This window comes from Pseudomonas paraversuta (genome assembly GCF_904063065.1).
In the GTDB taxonomy this organism is placed as follows: Bacteria; Pseudomonadota; Gammaproteobacteria; order Pseudomonadales; family Pseudomonadaceae; genus Aquipseudomonas; species Aquipseudomonas paraversuta.
Window position 1 is genome coordinate 61401 of record NZ_CAJFCL010000013.1, and the last position, 16068, is coordinate 77468.

The 16068-nt window shown below is 61.6% G+C and carries 13 protein-coding genes; 4 read left to right on the forward strand and 9 right to left on the reverse strand.

What is annotated here, in order from left to right; all coding sequences use genetic code 11:
* Nucleotides 1-58 precede the first annotated feature (58 nt).
* From JQ845_RS21590 to JQ845_RS21615, 6 genes are read right to left on the reverse strand one after another with little or no spacing between them, the layout of a single operon-like run.
* Nucleotides 59-1144 carry an MBL fold metallo-hydrolase gene (locus JQ845_RS21590; protein WP_003445123.1) on the reverse strand — a complete coding sequence of 362 codons (1086 nt, stop codon included), beginning with the start codon at nt 1142-1144 and terminating at the stop codon, nt 59-61.
* On the reverse strand, nt 1137-2999 hold the full coding sequence (locus tag JQ845_RS21595; protein WP_003445121.1) for a long-chain-acyl-CoA synthetase: 1863 nt from the start codon (nt 2997-2999) through the stop codon (nt 1137-1139). The genes JQ845_RS21590 and JQ845_RS21595 overlap by 8 nt, the downstream gene beginning before the upstream one ends.
* Complete coding sequence (locus JQ845_RS21600) at nt 2996-4069, reverse strand: alkene reductase (RefSeq protein WP_003445118.1); 1074 nt, start codon at nt 4067-4069, stop codon at nt 2996-2998. Before JQ845_RS21600 ends, JQ845_RS21595 begins: the two co-directional genes overlap by 4 nt.
* Nucleotides 4070-4079: 10 nt before the next feature.
* Nucleotides 4080-4709: a nuclear transport factor 2 family protein gene (locus tag JQ845_RS21605; RefSeq protein ID WP_003445116.1), complete on the reverse strand. Its 630-nt coding sequence runs from the start codon at nt 4707-4709 to the stop codon at nt 4080-4082.
* Between the two features lie 9 nt (nt 4710-4718).
* Nucleotides 4719-5492, reverse strand: coding sequence for an SDR family NAD(P)-dependent oxidoreductase (locus tag JQ845_RS21610; protein ID WP_003445115.1), 774 nt, complete (start codon nt 5490-5492; stop codon nt 4719-4721).
* Between the two features lie 30 nt (nt 5493-5522).
* Entirely contained in the window at nt 5523-6257 is a 735-nt protein-coding gene (locus tag JQ845_RS21615) for an SDR family NAD(P)-dependent oxidoreductase (RefSeq protein ID WP_003445112.1), read from the reverse strand.
* Nucleotides 6258-6532: 275 nt separating this feature from the next.
* On the opposite strand from JQ845_RS21615, the gene JQ845_RS21620 reads away from it, so the two are divergent.
* From JQ845_RS21620 to JQ845_RS21635, 4 genes are all read left to right on the forward strand, one after another.
* Nucleotides 6533-7861, forward strand: a complete 1329-nt coding sequence (locus JQ845_RS21620; RefSeq protein ID WP_003445109.1) for a spinster family MFS transporter — start codon at nt 6533-6535, stop codon at nt 7859-7861.
* 18 nt (nt 7862-7879) lie between these two features.
* Nucleotides 7880-8707, forward strand: coding sequence for an alpha/beta fold hydrolase (locus tag JQ845_RS21625; RefSeq protein ID WP_003445107.1), 828 nt, complete (start codon nt 7880-7882; stop codon nt 8705-8707).
* 71 nt (nt 8708-8778) lie between these two features.
* Nucleotides 8779-10908, forward strand: a complete 2130-nt coding sequence (locus tag JQ845_RS21630) for an oxidoreductase (RefSeq protein WP_010656627.1) — start codon at nt 8779-8781, stop codon at nt 10906-10908.
* 87 nt (nt 10909-10995) lie between these two features.
* The gene (locus JQ845_RS21635) at nt 10996-11349 is read left to right on the forward strand and encodes a VOC family protein (protein WP_203009447.1); all 354 of its coding nucleotides are present in this window, start codon (nt 10996-10998) and stop codon (nt 11347-11349) included.
* 383 nt (nt 11350-11732) lie between these two features.
* Here the strand turns inward: JQ845_RS21635 and JQ845_RS21640 are convergent, their stop codons facing one another.
* The 3 genes from JQ845_RS21640 to JQ845_RS21650 all read right to left on the reverse strand — a co-directional run bounded on the left by JQ845_RS21640 (nt 11733) and on the right by JQ845_RS21650 (nt 16060).
* Nucleotides 11733-13115, reverse strand: coding sequence for a DUF1329 domain-containing protein (locus tag JQ845_RS21640; RefSeq protein ID WP_369826385.1), 1383 nt, complete (start codon nt 13113-13115; stop codon nt 11733-11735).
* Between the two features lie 88 nt (nt 13116-13203).
* Nucleotides 13204-14892, reverse strand: coding sequence for a class I adenylate-forming enzyme family protein (locus JQ845_RS21645; RefSeq protein WP_203009448.1), 1689 nt, complete (start codon nt 14890-14892; stop codon nt 13204-13206).
* A 28-nt stretch (nt 14893-14920) separates the two neighbouring features.
* Nucleotides 14921-16060: an acyl-CoA dehydrogenase family protein gene (locus JQ845_RS21650; RefSeq protein WP_003445094.1), complete on the reverse strand. Its 1140-nt coding sequence runs from the start codon at nt 16058-16060 to the stop codon at nt 14921-14923.
* Nucleotides 16061-16068: the final 8 nt, after the last annotated feature.

Below are 16068 nucleotides of genomic sequence, written 5' to 3' on the forward strand. Positions count from 1 at the left end.
CCTCTGGCCGCCTCGATGGGTTCAAGCGTCATTGCGTTCTGCAGCGCATATACCCTGCTCATGACAACTGAAGCGGGTCGAACTTCACGACTCCTGTCCCGGCCTGCGAATAGCGATGCAGCCCTCCCTGAACCTCACGAACGAGCGCCCCCTCGGCCATGAGGTAATTGGCGTGAGCCAACGTCTCCCCAACCGCCATCAGCTCGTCAAAACGACCTGACAGTTTTTTAAACAACACCGCCATCATCTCCAGCGCCGTGAGCGGTTGCGCACAGGCCTGGTGCAGTTGCTGCAAATGGTTCAGATGGTGGTCACGCAACTGGTCCAGGCGCAGATGCAAATTGCAAAACGGCCGTTCATGGGCCGGCAGCACCAACACGCTGTCGGGAATGACCCGCAGCCGCTCGATGGATGCCAGCCAGTCGCGCAATGGATTGGCCTCGGGCTCCGTGACGTAGACGGCGATGGTTGAAGTGATGCGCGGCAACACTTGATCGCCAGAAATCAGCAAGCCGTCATCAGCGGCATACAGACATGCATGCTCCGGTGAATGACCATTGCCCATCACCACCTGCCAGCGCCTGCCGCCAATCGTCAGCTCGCTGCCATGCTGCAACCGGATAAACCCGGCCACCAACTGCGGCCGAAAATGCTCACCCTGGATCAGCGGCAACAAGGCTGCCGTGCGCTCGGGACTGAAACCGGCTTTCTGATAAAAATCGACAAAAGCCCAATCAGGTGTCTTCGCCATCGGCGGGCCATGGTGCAGAGCTTCAAACTCACCATGGGTCATCAGCACCGGACACCGAAAACGCTCGGCCAGCCACCCCACCACACCGGTGTGATCGCTGTGAAAATGGGTACAGATCACCGCTTTGAGCGCCAGGCCCTGGAACACGTCGACAAATACCTGCTCCCATACCTCACGACACTGATCACTGTTGAGGCCCGTATCCACCGCCACCCAGCCGTCGCCATGGCGCAGCAGGTACAGGTTGATATGGTCCAGGCCAAAGGGCAGCGGCATGCGCAGCCACAACACACCCTCGGCCACCTCTTGCACCTGCCCGCTGGCCGGCGCCTGAGGCCACGGGTAGCGCAGGCCGTCACGCCATTCATGGCCCCGGGCGTCGATTTCACTCATGACTGCTGCCCACAAAAGGTGCCAGCCCGGCCCGGGCCAGCACTTGCAGCGAGTACGGCTGATAGGTACGGGTGCTTTCGTCACGCACGAACAGCGGATCGGCAAACAGGCCCGGGGCGTAGCCCTGACGCTGCAAATCGACCTTGCGCAACTTGAAGGTGCTGGTCATGTCAGCCGTCGCTGAGACCCGCACAAACATCGGCGCCGCATAACGTGGCAAGCGCGCTTCGGTCAGGTCATAGAACGCCTGGGGATCAAAGGTGTGGCCGGCCTGCATCAGGATCGCCGCCATGCCCGCCCGGCCTTCGTGTTCCGGCACTTGCACGCCATACACATTGATCAGTTCCAGTCCCGGCAAGTCACTGAGGGTATCGGCGACTTCCAGGGTGGAAACGTTTTCGCTTTTCCAGCGAAAGGTATCGCCGATACGGTCGACGAAATAGAAATAACCGTCGTCGTCATAGCGCAACAGATCGCCGGAACTCCAGTACGCATCTCCGGCCTGGAACACGTTGCGGCGGATCTTGCTTTCGCTGGCAGCGGCGCTGGTATAGCCCTCGAAACGCCCCCCGCCGATCTGCGGATGATTGACGATGAAACCCATCGCCTCACCCACTTCACCCGGCTGACAGAGCTGATAGAAACCCTGTTCGTCCCGTGGATGGGTGTCACTTTCAACGTCGTAGCGCACCAGCCGCAGATTGGTCCGGCTCCAGTCCGGTACCCGGCCGCACGAGCCCACATAGTTGTCGACGTTGATCAGATTCGCGTTGGCCTCGGTGGCGCCCCAGCCTTCAAACACCTGGATCGGGCCGAAGCGCTCAAGCCAGCGCTGCCACGACTCGGACGTCAGGCCGGCGCCGAGCATGTAACGCAAACTGTGCTCCCGCTCCCCGGCCACTACGGGCTGGTTGAGCAAGTAGCGGCAAATTTCACCGATGTACTGGAACACCGTGATGTTATTGCGGCGTACGTCCTGCCAGAACTCACGCACACTGAACTTGCGCCGCACCACAATGCTGGCACCGACACGCAATGCGGTAGAGGTCACCGAAGTCGCCGCAGCTCCGTGGTACAGCGGCAGGCAGCAATAAAACACGTCCTGGGCAGTGGCCCCCATGGTGACTTCCATCACATCACCCGAAGACATCCAGCGCATATGGCTGTAGCGCGCAGCCTTGGGCAAACCGGTGGTGCCCGAGGTGAAAATCAGCAAAGTGGTGCTTTCAGCCGTAATGGCTGCGCGCACTTCACGGGCAAAAGCTGTGTCCGCAGCGCGGGCAATCTGCTCGCTAAAGCTCTGGTCGACACAGGCCGGCAACACGCGGTCGTGGGGGTTTTCCGGATCTTCAATCAACCACCACGGCACATCCGGCAAGCCTTCGGTGGACAACAGGTTGTCCAGGCATTCCTCACCGACCACCACGGCCTTGGCCTCAGTGGTCTGCAGTGCGTGCACCAGCGGCTTGCCATTAACCTGGGTATTGATAAACGCCACCACGGCGCCAAGCTTGACCAGGCCAAACCAGCAGAAAAAGAACTGCGGGCGGTTTTCCATGGCAATCGCGCACACATCACCGGGGCGCAGACCCTTGTCGTAAAACACCCGGGCCATGCGATTGGCCTGGGCGTCGACCTGGGCATAGCTATATACATCAGTGCCGTAGATCAAAAATGGTCGTTGGGGAAAGCTGCGGGCCTGCGCCTCAAGACGATCGGCCAGGGTGTACAGGTCCGCCGGCTTGATCTGCGCGCTGGCTGCCGAACGCAGGTCCAGCAGCTCCTGAGTCTGCTCGCGAGGTACTGGCTGTTGCCGGGGTGCCACGGGCGTGCTGAAACGCGACATATCGTTCATGGCGTCACCGTCTCGCTCTGCGGGTAATCGCTGTAGCCTTCAGGACCTGGCGAATACAGGGTTTTGCGATCGAAGCGGGCCAGAGGCAAGCCCCGGCGCAGGCGCTCCACCAGATCCGGGTTGGCAATAAAATGCCGGGCGAACGACACTGCCTCGCCCTGACCGGCCTGCAAGGCAACCTCGGCCGATGCGCCGTCAAAACCGTCGTTCAAAATAAGTCCGCTGCTGCAATGGCGCTGCGCCAGGGCGAAGGCATCCAGCTCGGCCAGGGGCGAGCGCATGATATGCACGTAGGCCAGACCCAACGGCTCGGCGGCCCGGCACAGGGCTTCGGCGGTGGCCAGCGGATCTTCGTCGCTGATGTCATTGAACGGGTTGCCCGGGCACAGGCGCAACGCCACACGCCCGGCACCGATGGCCGCAGCCATGGCGGTCAGTACTTCAGCAGGGAAACGCACGCGGTTTTCGACACTGCCGCCATAGCGGTCTTCACGCAGGTTGCTGCCCGAGGCCATGAACTGCATGGGCAGGTAACCGCTGGTGCAGTGCAACTCAACCCCGTCAAAACCCGCTTCACGGGCATTCAGGGCCGCCTGGCGATACTCATCGATCACCCCGGCAATGTCTTGCAGCGACAAAGCCTGTGGCTCGTCGCTGTCCACCAGCCCGGCCTGATCGGTAAACAACTGGGTGCGCGCGCGCAACGCCGAAGGAGCAACGGTTGCAGCGCCTGCAGGTTTGTTCTGGGCACAGGAAGCACGGCCTACGTGCATCAACTGCAGCACGATCAGGCCGCCTTCGGCGTGCACCGCATCGGTCACGGCCTTCCAGGCGCGAATCTGTTCGGCGTTGTAGATGGCCGGGGTCCGGCAATAGCCCAGACCATTGGCCGAAGGTGAAGTGCCTTCGGCCACAATCAGACCGGCCGAGGCCCGCTGACGGTAGTACTCGACCATTTCCGCGGTAGGTACCCCGTGCTGATCGGCACGGCTGCGGGTCATGGGCGCCATGACGATCCGGTTGGCCAGTTCAAGGTCACCCAGGCGTACGGGTTCAAACAAAATGCTCATAACGGGCTCCTTAGCGCACGCGTATTTTCGGTGCGCCAGCCCCACGGCGCAGGGTGGCAAGAAAGTGTTCCACCGGAGCGGCGCTGGCCACTTGCGGCAACTGATCCTTGTCCGGGCGTCTGGCCCAGAATTCGGTCCAGGACGGGAACAGATCGTGGAAGGTCCCGGCATAGGGTTCGCGCCCCGGCCAACGCATTTTTTGCGTGCCGATCGGCGGCTTGTTGAGGTCGCTGGCGTACCAGTAGCACGGCAAGCGACGACGGAAATACCAGCGCCCCTGCATGCGCTCGTAGTCATCCCAATAGAGCATTTGCATGGTCACCCACTCGGGACCGGTCTCGTGCTCGTTCTTGGAATACACCACGCCCACCGCATGGTCTGGATCGGTGAACTCGATCAGGTGCTGACCCAGGTGGTGCGAGGTGCCATGGAACTGGTCGCGCAGGGTGTCATCGACCCAGGCTTTAAGGTGCGCGCGTCCGGTTTTTTCGCGACCGACGCGGATGTCTTCGGCAAACAGATTGACGTGGGCATCGAGGTCGCGCATGTCCAGCGACAACGAATATTTACCGGCCAGCTGACGGATTTCTTCAATCGATTCCAGGCGGTCAAGCCGGGCAAGCAAGGCGTTCTGTTCCATAAAAAGTCCTTATTCCAGTACCGTGTACAACTCGCTGCTGCGCCCGCCATCTACCGGCAAGCTGGCACCGGTGATGTACGAGGCTTCGTCGCTGGCCAGAAACAGAATGGCGTTGGCCACTTCCAGGGGCTGGCCGACGCGCTTGAGCGGGATCAGTTTTTCGGTATTGAGCCGGGTCTTGTCGTCGGTCAGCATGCCGGCGGTGGCCGGGGTCTCGACGATGCCGGGAATCACCACGTTGCAGCGGATGTTGTGACTGGCACCTTCACTGGCGGCCGCGCGGCTGAAGTTGATCACCGCCGCCTTGGCAGCGGAATATCCGGCCATCCACGGCGTGCCGAACAGCCCGCAGATCGAGGCAATATTGATGATCGAACCGCTGCCCTGGACCCGCATCAGGCCCATTGCCGTGCGGGTGCCCCAGAACGTGCCGTCGACCGTGGTTGAAAAGTTGGAATGCCAGTCGGCGGTGCTAGTGCTGTCAATTGCGCCCCAGCTGTAGGCCATGGCGTTATTCACCAGAATGTCGAGGCGGCCATTGCGCTCAGCGGCAGCGCCGATGGCACCGACATAGGCGGCTTCATTGCTGACATCGGCCACCGCACATTCAGCACGACCACCGGCATCGCGAATCTGTGCCGCTACGGCTTCCAGCGGCTCGATGCGGCGACCGCAGAGCACCACCAACGCACCCTCCTGGGCAAACCGCAGGGCGGTAGCCGCGCCAATGCCCGAGCCTGCGCCGGTGATAAATGCAACCTTGCCTTGTAAACGAGTACCCATGCTCTGCTCTCTCCTGTCGGTGCCCCGGGGTCAGATAAACGCCATGCCGCCGTTGACCGCGAGGTTTTGCCCGGTGATGAAGCCGGCGTCTTCGCTGGCCAGAAAGGCAGCGACGCGGGCGATTTCTTCGGTTTCACCCATGCGTCCCAGAGGGATGGCCTTGAGCATGCTTTGCATCCAGTCATCCGGGATGTCGGCCATCATCGGAGTGTTGGTCGGGCCCGGAACAATGGTGTTGACGCGAATGCCGTTGGCGGCCAGCTCACGGGCCATGCTGCGGGTCAGCCCCATTACGCCGGCCTTGGCCGCGCAGTAGTGGCTTGGACCTTCGCCGGTCAGGGCCGAGGTGCTGGAGATATTGATCACCACACCCGGGGTGGCGGCCTTGAGCATCAATTTCACGGCTTCACGGCTGCAGAAAAAAGTGCCGGTGAGATTCACCCCGATCACCCGCTGCCAGTTCTCGTCCGGTGTCTCGGCGAATGCATCAATGGAGCCGATGCCGGCGTTGTTGACCAGAATGTCGAGGCTGCCGAAGCGCGCCTGTACAGCGGCCATGGCGGTCGCCACCGAGTCACTGTCGGCGACGTTGCAGATCACGGCCAGCGCCTTGTCGCCCAGCCCTTCAATGGTCTGGTTGGCCGCATCGAGGTTGATATCGGCCGCCACTACCACTGCGCCCTGCTCGGCGAAATGGCGCACAATCGCCCGGCCCATGCCTTGCCCTGCACCGGTCACAAACGCAACTTTATTCAGCAACTTCATGGTGTTTCTCCCACCTGCCAGATGTCGGCCGCCCGTAAGCCGTGGGCGGTGCATGGGGACAATCATTGACTGGAGGAAAAAGCTGAACATCGTCCGATGGGACTAAGCACCGAACCGCAGGCAGCAAGCTTGTCCGGGATGGCAGCAATGGACTGCAACAAATACCGCTTCAGTGATCAGGCCCCCTGAGCCACAGCTGGTCTGAATGGACGATGTCCATGGCGCAGGGTTCGTGGAATAAATCGCTCACTAGAACAAAACCGGGAGAACCCGTCGTGTCGATAACTTTACGTCCCACCTGGCGAACTCACTACGCGTTAGGCGTACTGGCTGCCATCTATGTTTTCAACTATATCGATCGGTTGCTGATGGCAATTCTGATCGAGCCGGTAAAGGCTGAATTCGGTATTTCCGATACCGGTATCGGCCTGCTTTCAGGCGTGACCTTTGCGGTTTTCTACACCCTGTTCGGCTTTCCTTTGGGGCGATTGTCTGACCGTATCGGACGCAAGAAAGTCATCGCATTCAGTTGTATTGCCTGGAGCGTGATGACCATTTTCTGCGGTTTCGCGGCCAGCTTTGCGATGCTGGTGGTGGCCCGGATCGGCGTGGCCATCGGCGAAGCCGGCGGCACTGCCCCGTCGATGGCCATGGTCTCGGATCTGTACCCGCCGGAACGCCGCTCCACCGCACTCTCGGTGCTGATGCTGGGCTCAAGCCTGGGGGCGATTTTCGGCCTCGGCCTGGGCGGCTGGATCGCCCAGCATTACGGCTGGCGTTTTGCATTCGTGGTGATCGGTGCGCCGGGGATTTTTCTCGGTCTGCTATTACTGCTCACCGTACGGGCACCGAAACCTGCAATGCTGGTCAGCCCCAATCAAGTGGCGCAAGCCCACTGGGCGGTGACGGTACGCGAACTGTTCCAGACCCCGTCCTTCCTCTGGATCGTGCTCACCGGCGGTTCCGCGGCCATTGCCGGCTACGCCATCGGCACCTGGAGCCCCAGCTTTCTGATCCGCTCCCACGGCCTAAGCCTGCAGGACGCCGGGTTGCTGGCGGGCGTCGCCGGCGGTGTCGGGGCTACCTTGGGCACCCTGACCTGCGGCATCCTGTGCGACCGCCTGGCGCGTCGTGACAAAGGCTGGCAAATCGGAGTACCGCTGCTCGGCACCCTGATCAGTATCCCCTTTGGCCTGGCCTATTTTCTCTGGCCAACCGGCACGGCATTCCATGTCGGCAGCACCCCGGTACCCAGCGCATTCCTGTTCTATTGCGTGTTCAGCTTCTTCGGCACCTGGTGGGCAACACCCTGCCTGGGCGCCATCTCACACCTGTTCCCGGCCACCCGCCTGGCCCAGGCCACGGCGATTTTCGTGATGGCCATGACCCTGCTCGGGGTGGGTGTCGGCCCGCTGCTGATCGGCATGCTCAGCGACGGCTTTGCCCACACCCTGGGTAACGAAGGCCTGCGCTACGCACTGGCGTCCTGTATCTCGCTGCTGGTGCTGGCCTCGGTATTTTTGGCCATGGCCTTGCCGCGCTATCGCAACCATTTGAACAACACCCCTGCCCCAGCGCCCCTGGCTGAAGCGGTCAGTGCCTGATATTCCGGAGATTGAGTGATGACTGAACAAGACCTTCCGCTGCCCGTCGGCCATTTCGTGACACTGGACTGCGGCCTGCGCCTGCACTTTCTCGATGAAGGCAGCGGCCCGGTAGTCCTGTGGCTGCACGGCAGCGGCCCGGGTGCCAGCGGCTACAGCAACTTCAAAGGCAACTACCCGCAGTTCGTCGCCGCCGGCTTTCGCAATCTGGTGGTGGATCTGCCGGGCTTCGGCCGCTCCGACAAACCCGAAGACGCGCAGTACAACCTGGACTTCTTCGTTAACGCCATGTCCGGGTTTCTCAAGGCGGTGGGGGTCAAGCGCGCCACCCTGCTGGGCAACTCCCTGGGCGGCGCCATTGCCCTGGGGCTGGCACTGGCCGAGCCCGAGCGCGTGGAGAAGCTGATTCTGATGGCCCCCGGCGGCGTTGAAGATCGCGAAACCTACTTCAAGATGGTTGGCATTCAGCGCATGGTCGAGCTGTACAACGCCGGACCCCTGGGCATCGAGCAGATGCGCCGGATCATGAGCCTGCAACTGTTCGACAGCTCCCAGCTCGAAGACAGCCTGCTGGCCGAGCGAGTGGCGGTGGCCGTGCACCAACCGCGCAATCTGTTCACCACCATGATGGTGCCGAACATGACCGAGCGCCTTGAAGAGCTGCAAGTACCGATCCTCGGTTTCTGGGGCACCGACGACAACTTCAACCCGGCCAGCGGCGCCCTCAAAGTGCTCAAGCATGCACCGGATGCGCGTTTTATCATGCTCAACCGCTGCGGCCACTGGGTCCAGGTTGAACACCGGGAGCTGTTCAACAAGGCGTGCCTGGACTTCCTCAAAAACTGAACAGGCAACATTGACGGCGGCCTGTGGGTCGCCCTCAGCCCTTCTTATCCTGCTCGGACTGAAAAACAACAATGACAAAATTCTCTCAGTTGCTGGCACCCGGTCGCATTGGCTCAATCGAGCTACGCAACCGCATCATCATGGCGCCCATGGGCTCCAACTTTGCCGAAGCCGATGGCCACTGTGGCGAACGGATTCAAGCCTATTACGAAGCCCGCGCCCGTGGCGGCGCCGGGCTGCTGATCATGGGGGTCTGTTCAGTGGCGTTCCCGGCGGGCACCGCCGAGCCGTTCCAGGTCGGCGTGTCCAGCGATGACTTTATCCCGGGCCTGAGCCAGCTCGCCGAGCGGGTTCACCGCCACGGTGCAAAAATTGCCATGCAGCTGCAACACGCGGGCAAGACCTCGGTACGGGATATGGCTGAAGGACGGCAACTGTGGGTACCGTCAGTGCCCCCGGTACTGCAAAGCGACATGATGGCGGCCCTGACCCCTGAGGAACTGGCCAACTTCGTCAGTTCCATGAAGCGCCGCGCCGAAGGCTCGCCCATCCGCGTGATGGACAGTGCCGACATCGGGCAAATGATCGACTGGTTTGCCTGCGCCGCCGAGCGTGCCCAGCGCGCCGGTTTCGACGGTGTAGAACTGCACGCCGCCCACGGCTATATCATTGCCGGTTTTCTGTCCGGCTATTACAACCAGCGTGAGGATGAGTACGGCGGTTCGCTGGAAAACCGCGCCCGGCTGCTGCTGCAGATCATCGCTGCCGTGCGGGCCAAAGTCGGCTCGCAATTTGCCGTATGGCTGCGTCTGGACGCCGAAGAACTGCATACCCCCGGCGGCATCAGCCTGGACGACGCCAAGGCGGTGGCACGCATGGCCGAAGCGGCAGGCGTGGATGCGGTCAGTGTGTCGGCCAGTGCGCGGATCACCAGCGGCGTGGTGTTTACCGAAGCACCGCTGGTGCATCAAGCCGGCGGCTTCATGGAATGGACTGCGGCGATCAAGCGCAGCGTGCAGGTGCCGGTAATCGCCGTAGGCCGTATCGAACCCCAGGCCGGTGAAGCCGCCCTGAAGCGTGGTGATTGCGACTTTATCGCCATGGCCCGCAAACTGCTGGCCGATCCCGAACTGCCGAACAAATTGCTCAACGATCAGGAAAGCAGCATCCGCCCGTGCATCTACTGCTACGTGTGCGTGAGCCAGATCTTCGTCAACGAGCGGGTCAAGTGTGCGGTCAACCCCATGACCGGCCACGAGTTCGAATACGTCATCAGCCCCACCGCCAGCCCCAGACATATTGCGGTCATCGGTGCCGGGCCTGCCGGCATGGAGGCCGCAAGAATAGCTGCCCTGCGCGGGCATCGGGTGACCCTGATCGAACGCAGCGACCGCCTCGGCGGGACCCTGTTCTTTGCCGGGCTGGCCTATGCCGAAAACGCCCGCTTGCTGGACAACCTCAAGGTTCAGGTGCAGCAATCTTCGATTGATCTGCGCCTCAATACTGAGGCCAGCCCTGCCCTGCTCCGCGACCTTGGCGCAGACCAGGTGCTGGTGGCCGTCGGTGCCGAGCGTGCGGCCCCCGACATCCCCGGTGCAGATCAGGACCATGTCTGGAGCGGTGATGAACTGCGGCGCCTGATGACCGGCGACCGGGCGGAGGAAATTGCCAAGCGTAAATTGTCCTTCACCCAGCGCACCCTGATGAAAGCCGGCAACCTGGCGGGGGTCACCGACAGCAGCGAGGCCATGCAAAAACTGTCACGGGTATGGATGCCCTTGGGCAAGCGCGTGACCATCATCGGTGGCGGCCTGGTTGGCCTGGAACTGGCGGAGTTCCTGATCGCCCGCGGGCGCCAGGTGACCGTACTGGAAAGCGGTAGCCATCTTGGCCGCGAACTGGCCATCGTGCGCCGCTGGCGGGTGCTGCATGAAATACGCGTGCATGGCGGACAGCTGATCACCGGTGCCAGTGTGATAGCCATTGAAGGCAATCGCGTGCGCTATCAACTGGCAGATGGCAGTTCAGGACAGAGCGAAGCAGACTCCGTGGTACTGGCCATTGGCGCGCAACCCGACACCCGTTTGCTGGATGAACTGACCCGCGCAGGGTTATCGGCCAGCAGCATTGGTGACTGTCAGAGCATTGGCTACATCGAAGGGGCAATCAGCGCCGGCCACAAAGCCGGACGCGAGGCCTGAACCCGCCGGGGGCGGCATCCCGCCCCCGGCGTTGACCTGTGTTACTTCCTGAGTGCAGCTATAGTGCTGAGTTTCAAGGAGATAACCATGACTACCGACCCCCGCCATTATCGAATCGACAACATCGAATTCAACGTCCACGACATAGCGCGCAGCAAAGCCTTCTATGGCGCCGTGTTTGGCTGGACGTTCACCGACTATGGCCCTGCCTACACCGAATTCAGCGACGGCCGTTTGAGCGGCGGCTTCACCACTGGCGAGCCGGTGCGCCCGGGTGGCCCGCTGATCATTCTGTACGCCGACGACCTGGCCCTTGCCCGACAGGCCATCCTCCAGGCCGGAGGCACCATCTCCCGCCCCGAATTCCCCTTCCCGGGCGGCAGCCGCCTGCATTTCACCGACCCGGATGGCTATGAACTGGCGGTCTGGACCCAGGGCTAGAATATAAAACTGCGCCATGACCATCGCTGGCAAGCCAGCTCCTACAGGTTCTGTAACCCCGATCACATCCCATTGTGGGAGCTGGCTTGCCAGCGATAAAGACAACCCGACATACCGGTAATTACATCTGTAGGAGCGAGCTTGCTCGCGAGCTTCTCAAGCAGTCCACAGTCACCAGGTGTTCAATATGAGGCCGATAAAAAGCTCGCGAGCAAGCTCGCTCCCACAGGTTCTGTAACCCTGATCACATCCCATTGTGGGAGCTGGCTTGCCAGCGATAAAGACAACCCGGCAACCCGTTACAGCGGTAAAAACAAAAAGCCCCGTCGTTAACCGACAGGGCTTTTGCTGTTACTTGCAGCTGTTAGCTTATGACCACTTGCTTAACGCCCCATCGCCCGCGCAGCATCGGCGGTGTATTGGTCGGGAGTGAATTTGCCTTCATTGAGAATCGGGCCTTTCTTGGCTTCGTTGGTCATGCCGTAGCCGGTGTATTGCCCCGAGTTCAAGTCCATGAAGAACTGGGAACCCGCCTGCCAGCCACTCATGTCAGGGTGGTAGTAGTAGTTGACCATCGCGTGCTTCCACAATTGCCCACGGGCATCGTAGTTGTCCGCCATCACCGCGTTCCAGGTGTCTTCGTCGATGAACAGCACGCGCTTGCCGTACAGGTGGCGATAGCCTTCTTTCAGATCGGCTTCCACCACCCACACACGACGCAGTTCATAACGCATCAGGTCCGGGTTGGGATGGTTGGGGGTCAGCATGTCGGCGTATTTCACCGTCCCCGCGTTCGGCTTGTAGGCGTTGGCCGGGCTGTAGATTTCACGCTTGCCCAGCAGCTTCCAGGTGTAGCGCTCCGGCGAGCCGTTGAACAGGCGGTCTTCATCCACTGTCATGGTGCCGTTGGTGCCGATCATCGGCTGGTCATAGCCATAGCCGGGCAGCAAGCGCACGCGGCGGGTCGAGGGGCTGTAGCTCCAGGCCTGACGCGGGTTGGTCTGAAAGTCGTAGGGTTCGTGGGAGATGCTGATCACACCGTTGTCACGCGCCGGTTTAAGGGTGGTGTTGTTGCCCATGGCCTGAATTTTGTCTTCGGTTTTGGGTTCAACAATCGGTGAGTTGGCCTGCGACAGGCCCCGGGCATAGGCACGCCCCCAGCCAATGCTGCCATTGGGCAAAACCGAGGCCAGATCACTGGTTTTTTCTTCGGTCCAGGCACGGGCCGGCAACTGGTGGTTCCACAACACTTCCATACCGCTTTTAGGGATAGGGAACGGGACCTGGCCCAAACCTTCAATGCCCATGCCATCGTTTACCAGCTTGGCGTTCAGGGCGTTGCTCATGGCGCGCCGGCACACGTAGTCCGGGTAACGGAAATCACGGTGGCCCGGGTAGATGTTCATCTTGTAAGTGGTCGGATAACGCTTGAACAGCGCTTTCTGGCCTTCGGTGAGTTTGTCTTCGTACTGGGCCATGTTTTGCGCGGTGATCACCACAATCGGCTTTTCAGCGGCATAGGGATCCACTGGCTGGTCACCGGAGAATTTAACGTGGTTCCAACCCGGTACTTCGCCCAGGTATTTGCCGGTGTACGGCGGGATGGTGCCCGCCGCATTACCGGCCTGCTCAGCACCGACACAGGTCAGCTCCTTGCCCAGTTTGGCTGCCTCTGCGCCAGACACCTGGGCAAAAGCCGGACCGATGGCCAGTACGTTGACGGACATGGCGGCTGCGAGCATTACGCCTGTTCTTGTTATTTTCATGTATTGCCTCCTACGCGTAAAAGCTTGCTAAGGGGTATGCGTCCATTCTTCGCCATTTGCCGGCGACTACATCGTCCACAAAGACTACTCAGGGCGTTACCAACAACTCTTTAAGCAAACCTTTGAGCATCTTGCCCGACGCATTGCGGGCAAAAGGGGTGTGCTGGACATGGATCTGCGCCGGCACTTTGAAACTCGCCAGACGCTGGGCGATAAAGCTGCGCACCGCCTCGCTGTCCGGGGTGTCGGACGGGGCGCCGCGCACCACCAGGAACACCACTTCCCCCAGCACATCGTCCGGCACCGAAAAGGCGGCGGCTTCGATCACGCCAGGCATTTCACAGGCACAGGACTCCACTTCGGCTGCGGATATTTTCTCCCCGCCACGGTTGATCAAGTCCTTGGCCCGGTCGGTGATATAGAGAAATCCTTCGTCATCCAGCAGGCCGATGTCACCGGTGTCGAGCCAGCCATCGCGCAAGGTCTGGGCACTGGCCTGGGGCAGGTTCCAGTAACCGCTCATCAAGGTCGGTGAACGGATCCAGATCAGCCCGCTGACGCCATTGGGCAGTGGCCGGTCCGGACTGTCACCGATACGCACATCGACGATCGGCAATGGCCAGCCGGCAGCAGCCGGTTTGTAAACAAACTGATCACCGCCGATGGCCGCGCAAATCCCGTTGCTTTCGGTCAGGCCGTAACCACTGCCACCCACCGCTTCCGGTTTGCGCTGGGTCAGATGCGCCAACAGACTGCTGGACGGCGCCGCGCCCCCCAGCCCCAGACCGAACAGGCTCTTGGTGTCGGCCGTGCCGAAACGTGGCGAGGTCAGCAGTTGCTGCATCATCACCGGCGCGCCGTTGAACTGGGTGCAATGTTCATCGCGGATCAGGTCCAGAGCCTTTTCCACGTCCCACTTGTACATCAGCAACAAGCGGCGACCGCTGCGCAAGGCCAGCAGGAATTGCGCATGCAGGCCGCTGACATGGAACAACGGCACTGCCATCAAGGTGGTTGGGGCATAGCCGCAGTTGATCACCACGCTGATACGCTCCGGCGAGCTCAGGGCACAGAACGCCCCCTGAAACTCCAGTGCCACCAGGGCCTGGCACACCGCGCCATGGGTCGACAGCACGCCCTTGGCCAAGCTGGTGGTGCCTGAGGTATAGAGGATCATGGCCGGGTCATCGGCCGTCACTTTCAGGGCCTGTGCAGTCAGCACCGGGGCCGCCAGCAGATCTTCCAGACGCTGGCAGTGTTCAGCCAGCAACTGGCCGGCGGACAGACCGACCACAATCGTCGCCAGCCCCTGTTCGCGCAAGTCGCCATCGAGCAAGTGCAGGCGCGGCTCGTCACACAGCAACAGCCGTGCACCGCTGTCCTGCAGACCATGAAACAGCTCGTCGCGCAGGCCCCAGCTGTTGAGGGGGACGCACACCCCGCCGCAACGCTGAATGGCCGCAAACGCCACCAGCCACGCGGGCTGATTGCGCATGGCAATCGCCACCCGGTCGCCCTGACGCACGCCGAAACGATGCACCAGCTGGCCGGCCAGCCTGTCCACCTGATCGAAAAACTGGCTGAAGGTCAGACGCTGTTGTTCCCACACCAGAAACTCGCGCTCGCCATGCACCCGGCCACTGTCGATTGCAGCCCAGACGTGGGCAGCGGTATGCCGAAAATGCTTCGATCCGCTCCCCGGCTGGGTGACCACTTCAAAAGGTGAGCCGGCACCAGTCAATTGCTGCCAGGCGCTCTGCCACTGTTCAAGCTTCATCTTATTATTCTCCTGACTGGCAGTCGGCCTAGGCGTGCGCGGGCATCAGATCTGCGTAGCGCTCGCAGTGGTAATCGGCATCCCCCAGACTCGCCTGGGCTACCCGTATGCGTTTCAGAAACAGCCCCACGTCCAGCTCATCGGTTACGCCAATCCCGCCGTGCATTTGCACCGCTTCATTGGCGACATTGAGGGCCATCTGCCCCGCTTTCCACTTCGCCAGACTGGCAAAGCGCTGGCGCTCGGCGGCGCTCAGACGGCTGTCGTCCAGCGCCGCAAGCCCGGCCATCACCGCACTGCGCGCCAGTTGTATCTGCACGTACAGCTCGGCAGAGCGATGCTGCAGTGACTGAAAGGAGCCGATCTTGACGTCAAACTGAACCCGGGTTTTCAGGTAGTCGAGGGTCATGGCGAAGAGCTTCTCGGCCATGCCCAGCATTTCGCCAGCCAGGCACACGCGGCCGCGGTCCAGGGCAATCTCGAGCGCCGGGCCTGCGGATCCGGGCTCACCCAGCAGCGCGTCATGCCCGACCTGGACCTGGTCCAGCTGCAGTCGCGCATGATTGCGCGAGTCGATCAGCGGCAGCGCCTGGACGCTCAGGCCCGGGGCATCAGCGGCCACCAGAAACAGACTAAGGCCCGCTCCTGCGCCCTTGGCGACCACCAGGTAGGCATCCGCACCCACGCCGTCGATGACAAAATATTTGTTGCCGCTCAAGCTGTAGCCGTTTGCATTCGGCACCGCCTGCAACGCCACGTTCGCCGGGTTGTGGCGTGAGCCTTCGTCCAGGGCCAGGGCCAGGCGGCGCTCGCCGCTGATAGACGCCGATAACCAGCGATCCTGTTGCCCGGCGTTACCCTGCAGGTGCAGCAACGAGCCGCTGAGTACCACGCTTGAAAGCAGCGGCGAGGCACTGAGGTTGCTGCCAATGGACTCAAATATCGGCCCCAGGCCCATGCAGCCGAAATCCAGGCCGCCGAGATTTTCCGGGAACGGAATCGCGCTCCAGCCCAGCGCCACAGCGTCCTGCCACAGTTGCGGGTCAAAACCGTTGACACCGCCCTCATCGCGCAGTGCGCGCTGGCGCGATACGGGGCTGCGCGCGGCCAGGAACTCTCGGGCGCTGTCGGCCAACAACCGGTGATCTTCGCTATAAACCAGGTTCATGCTGAGTT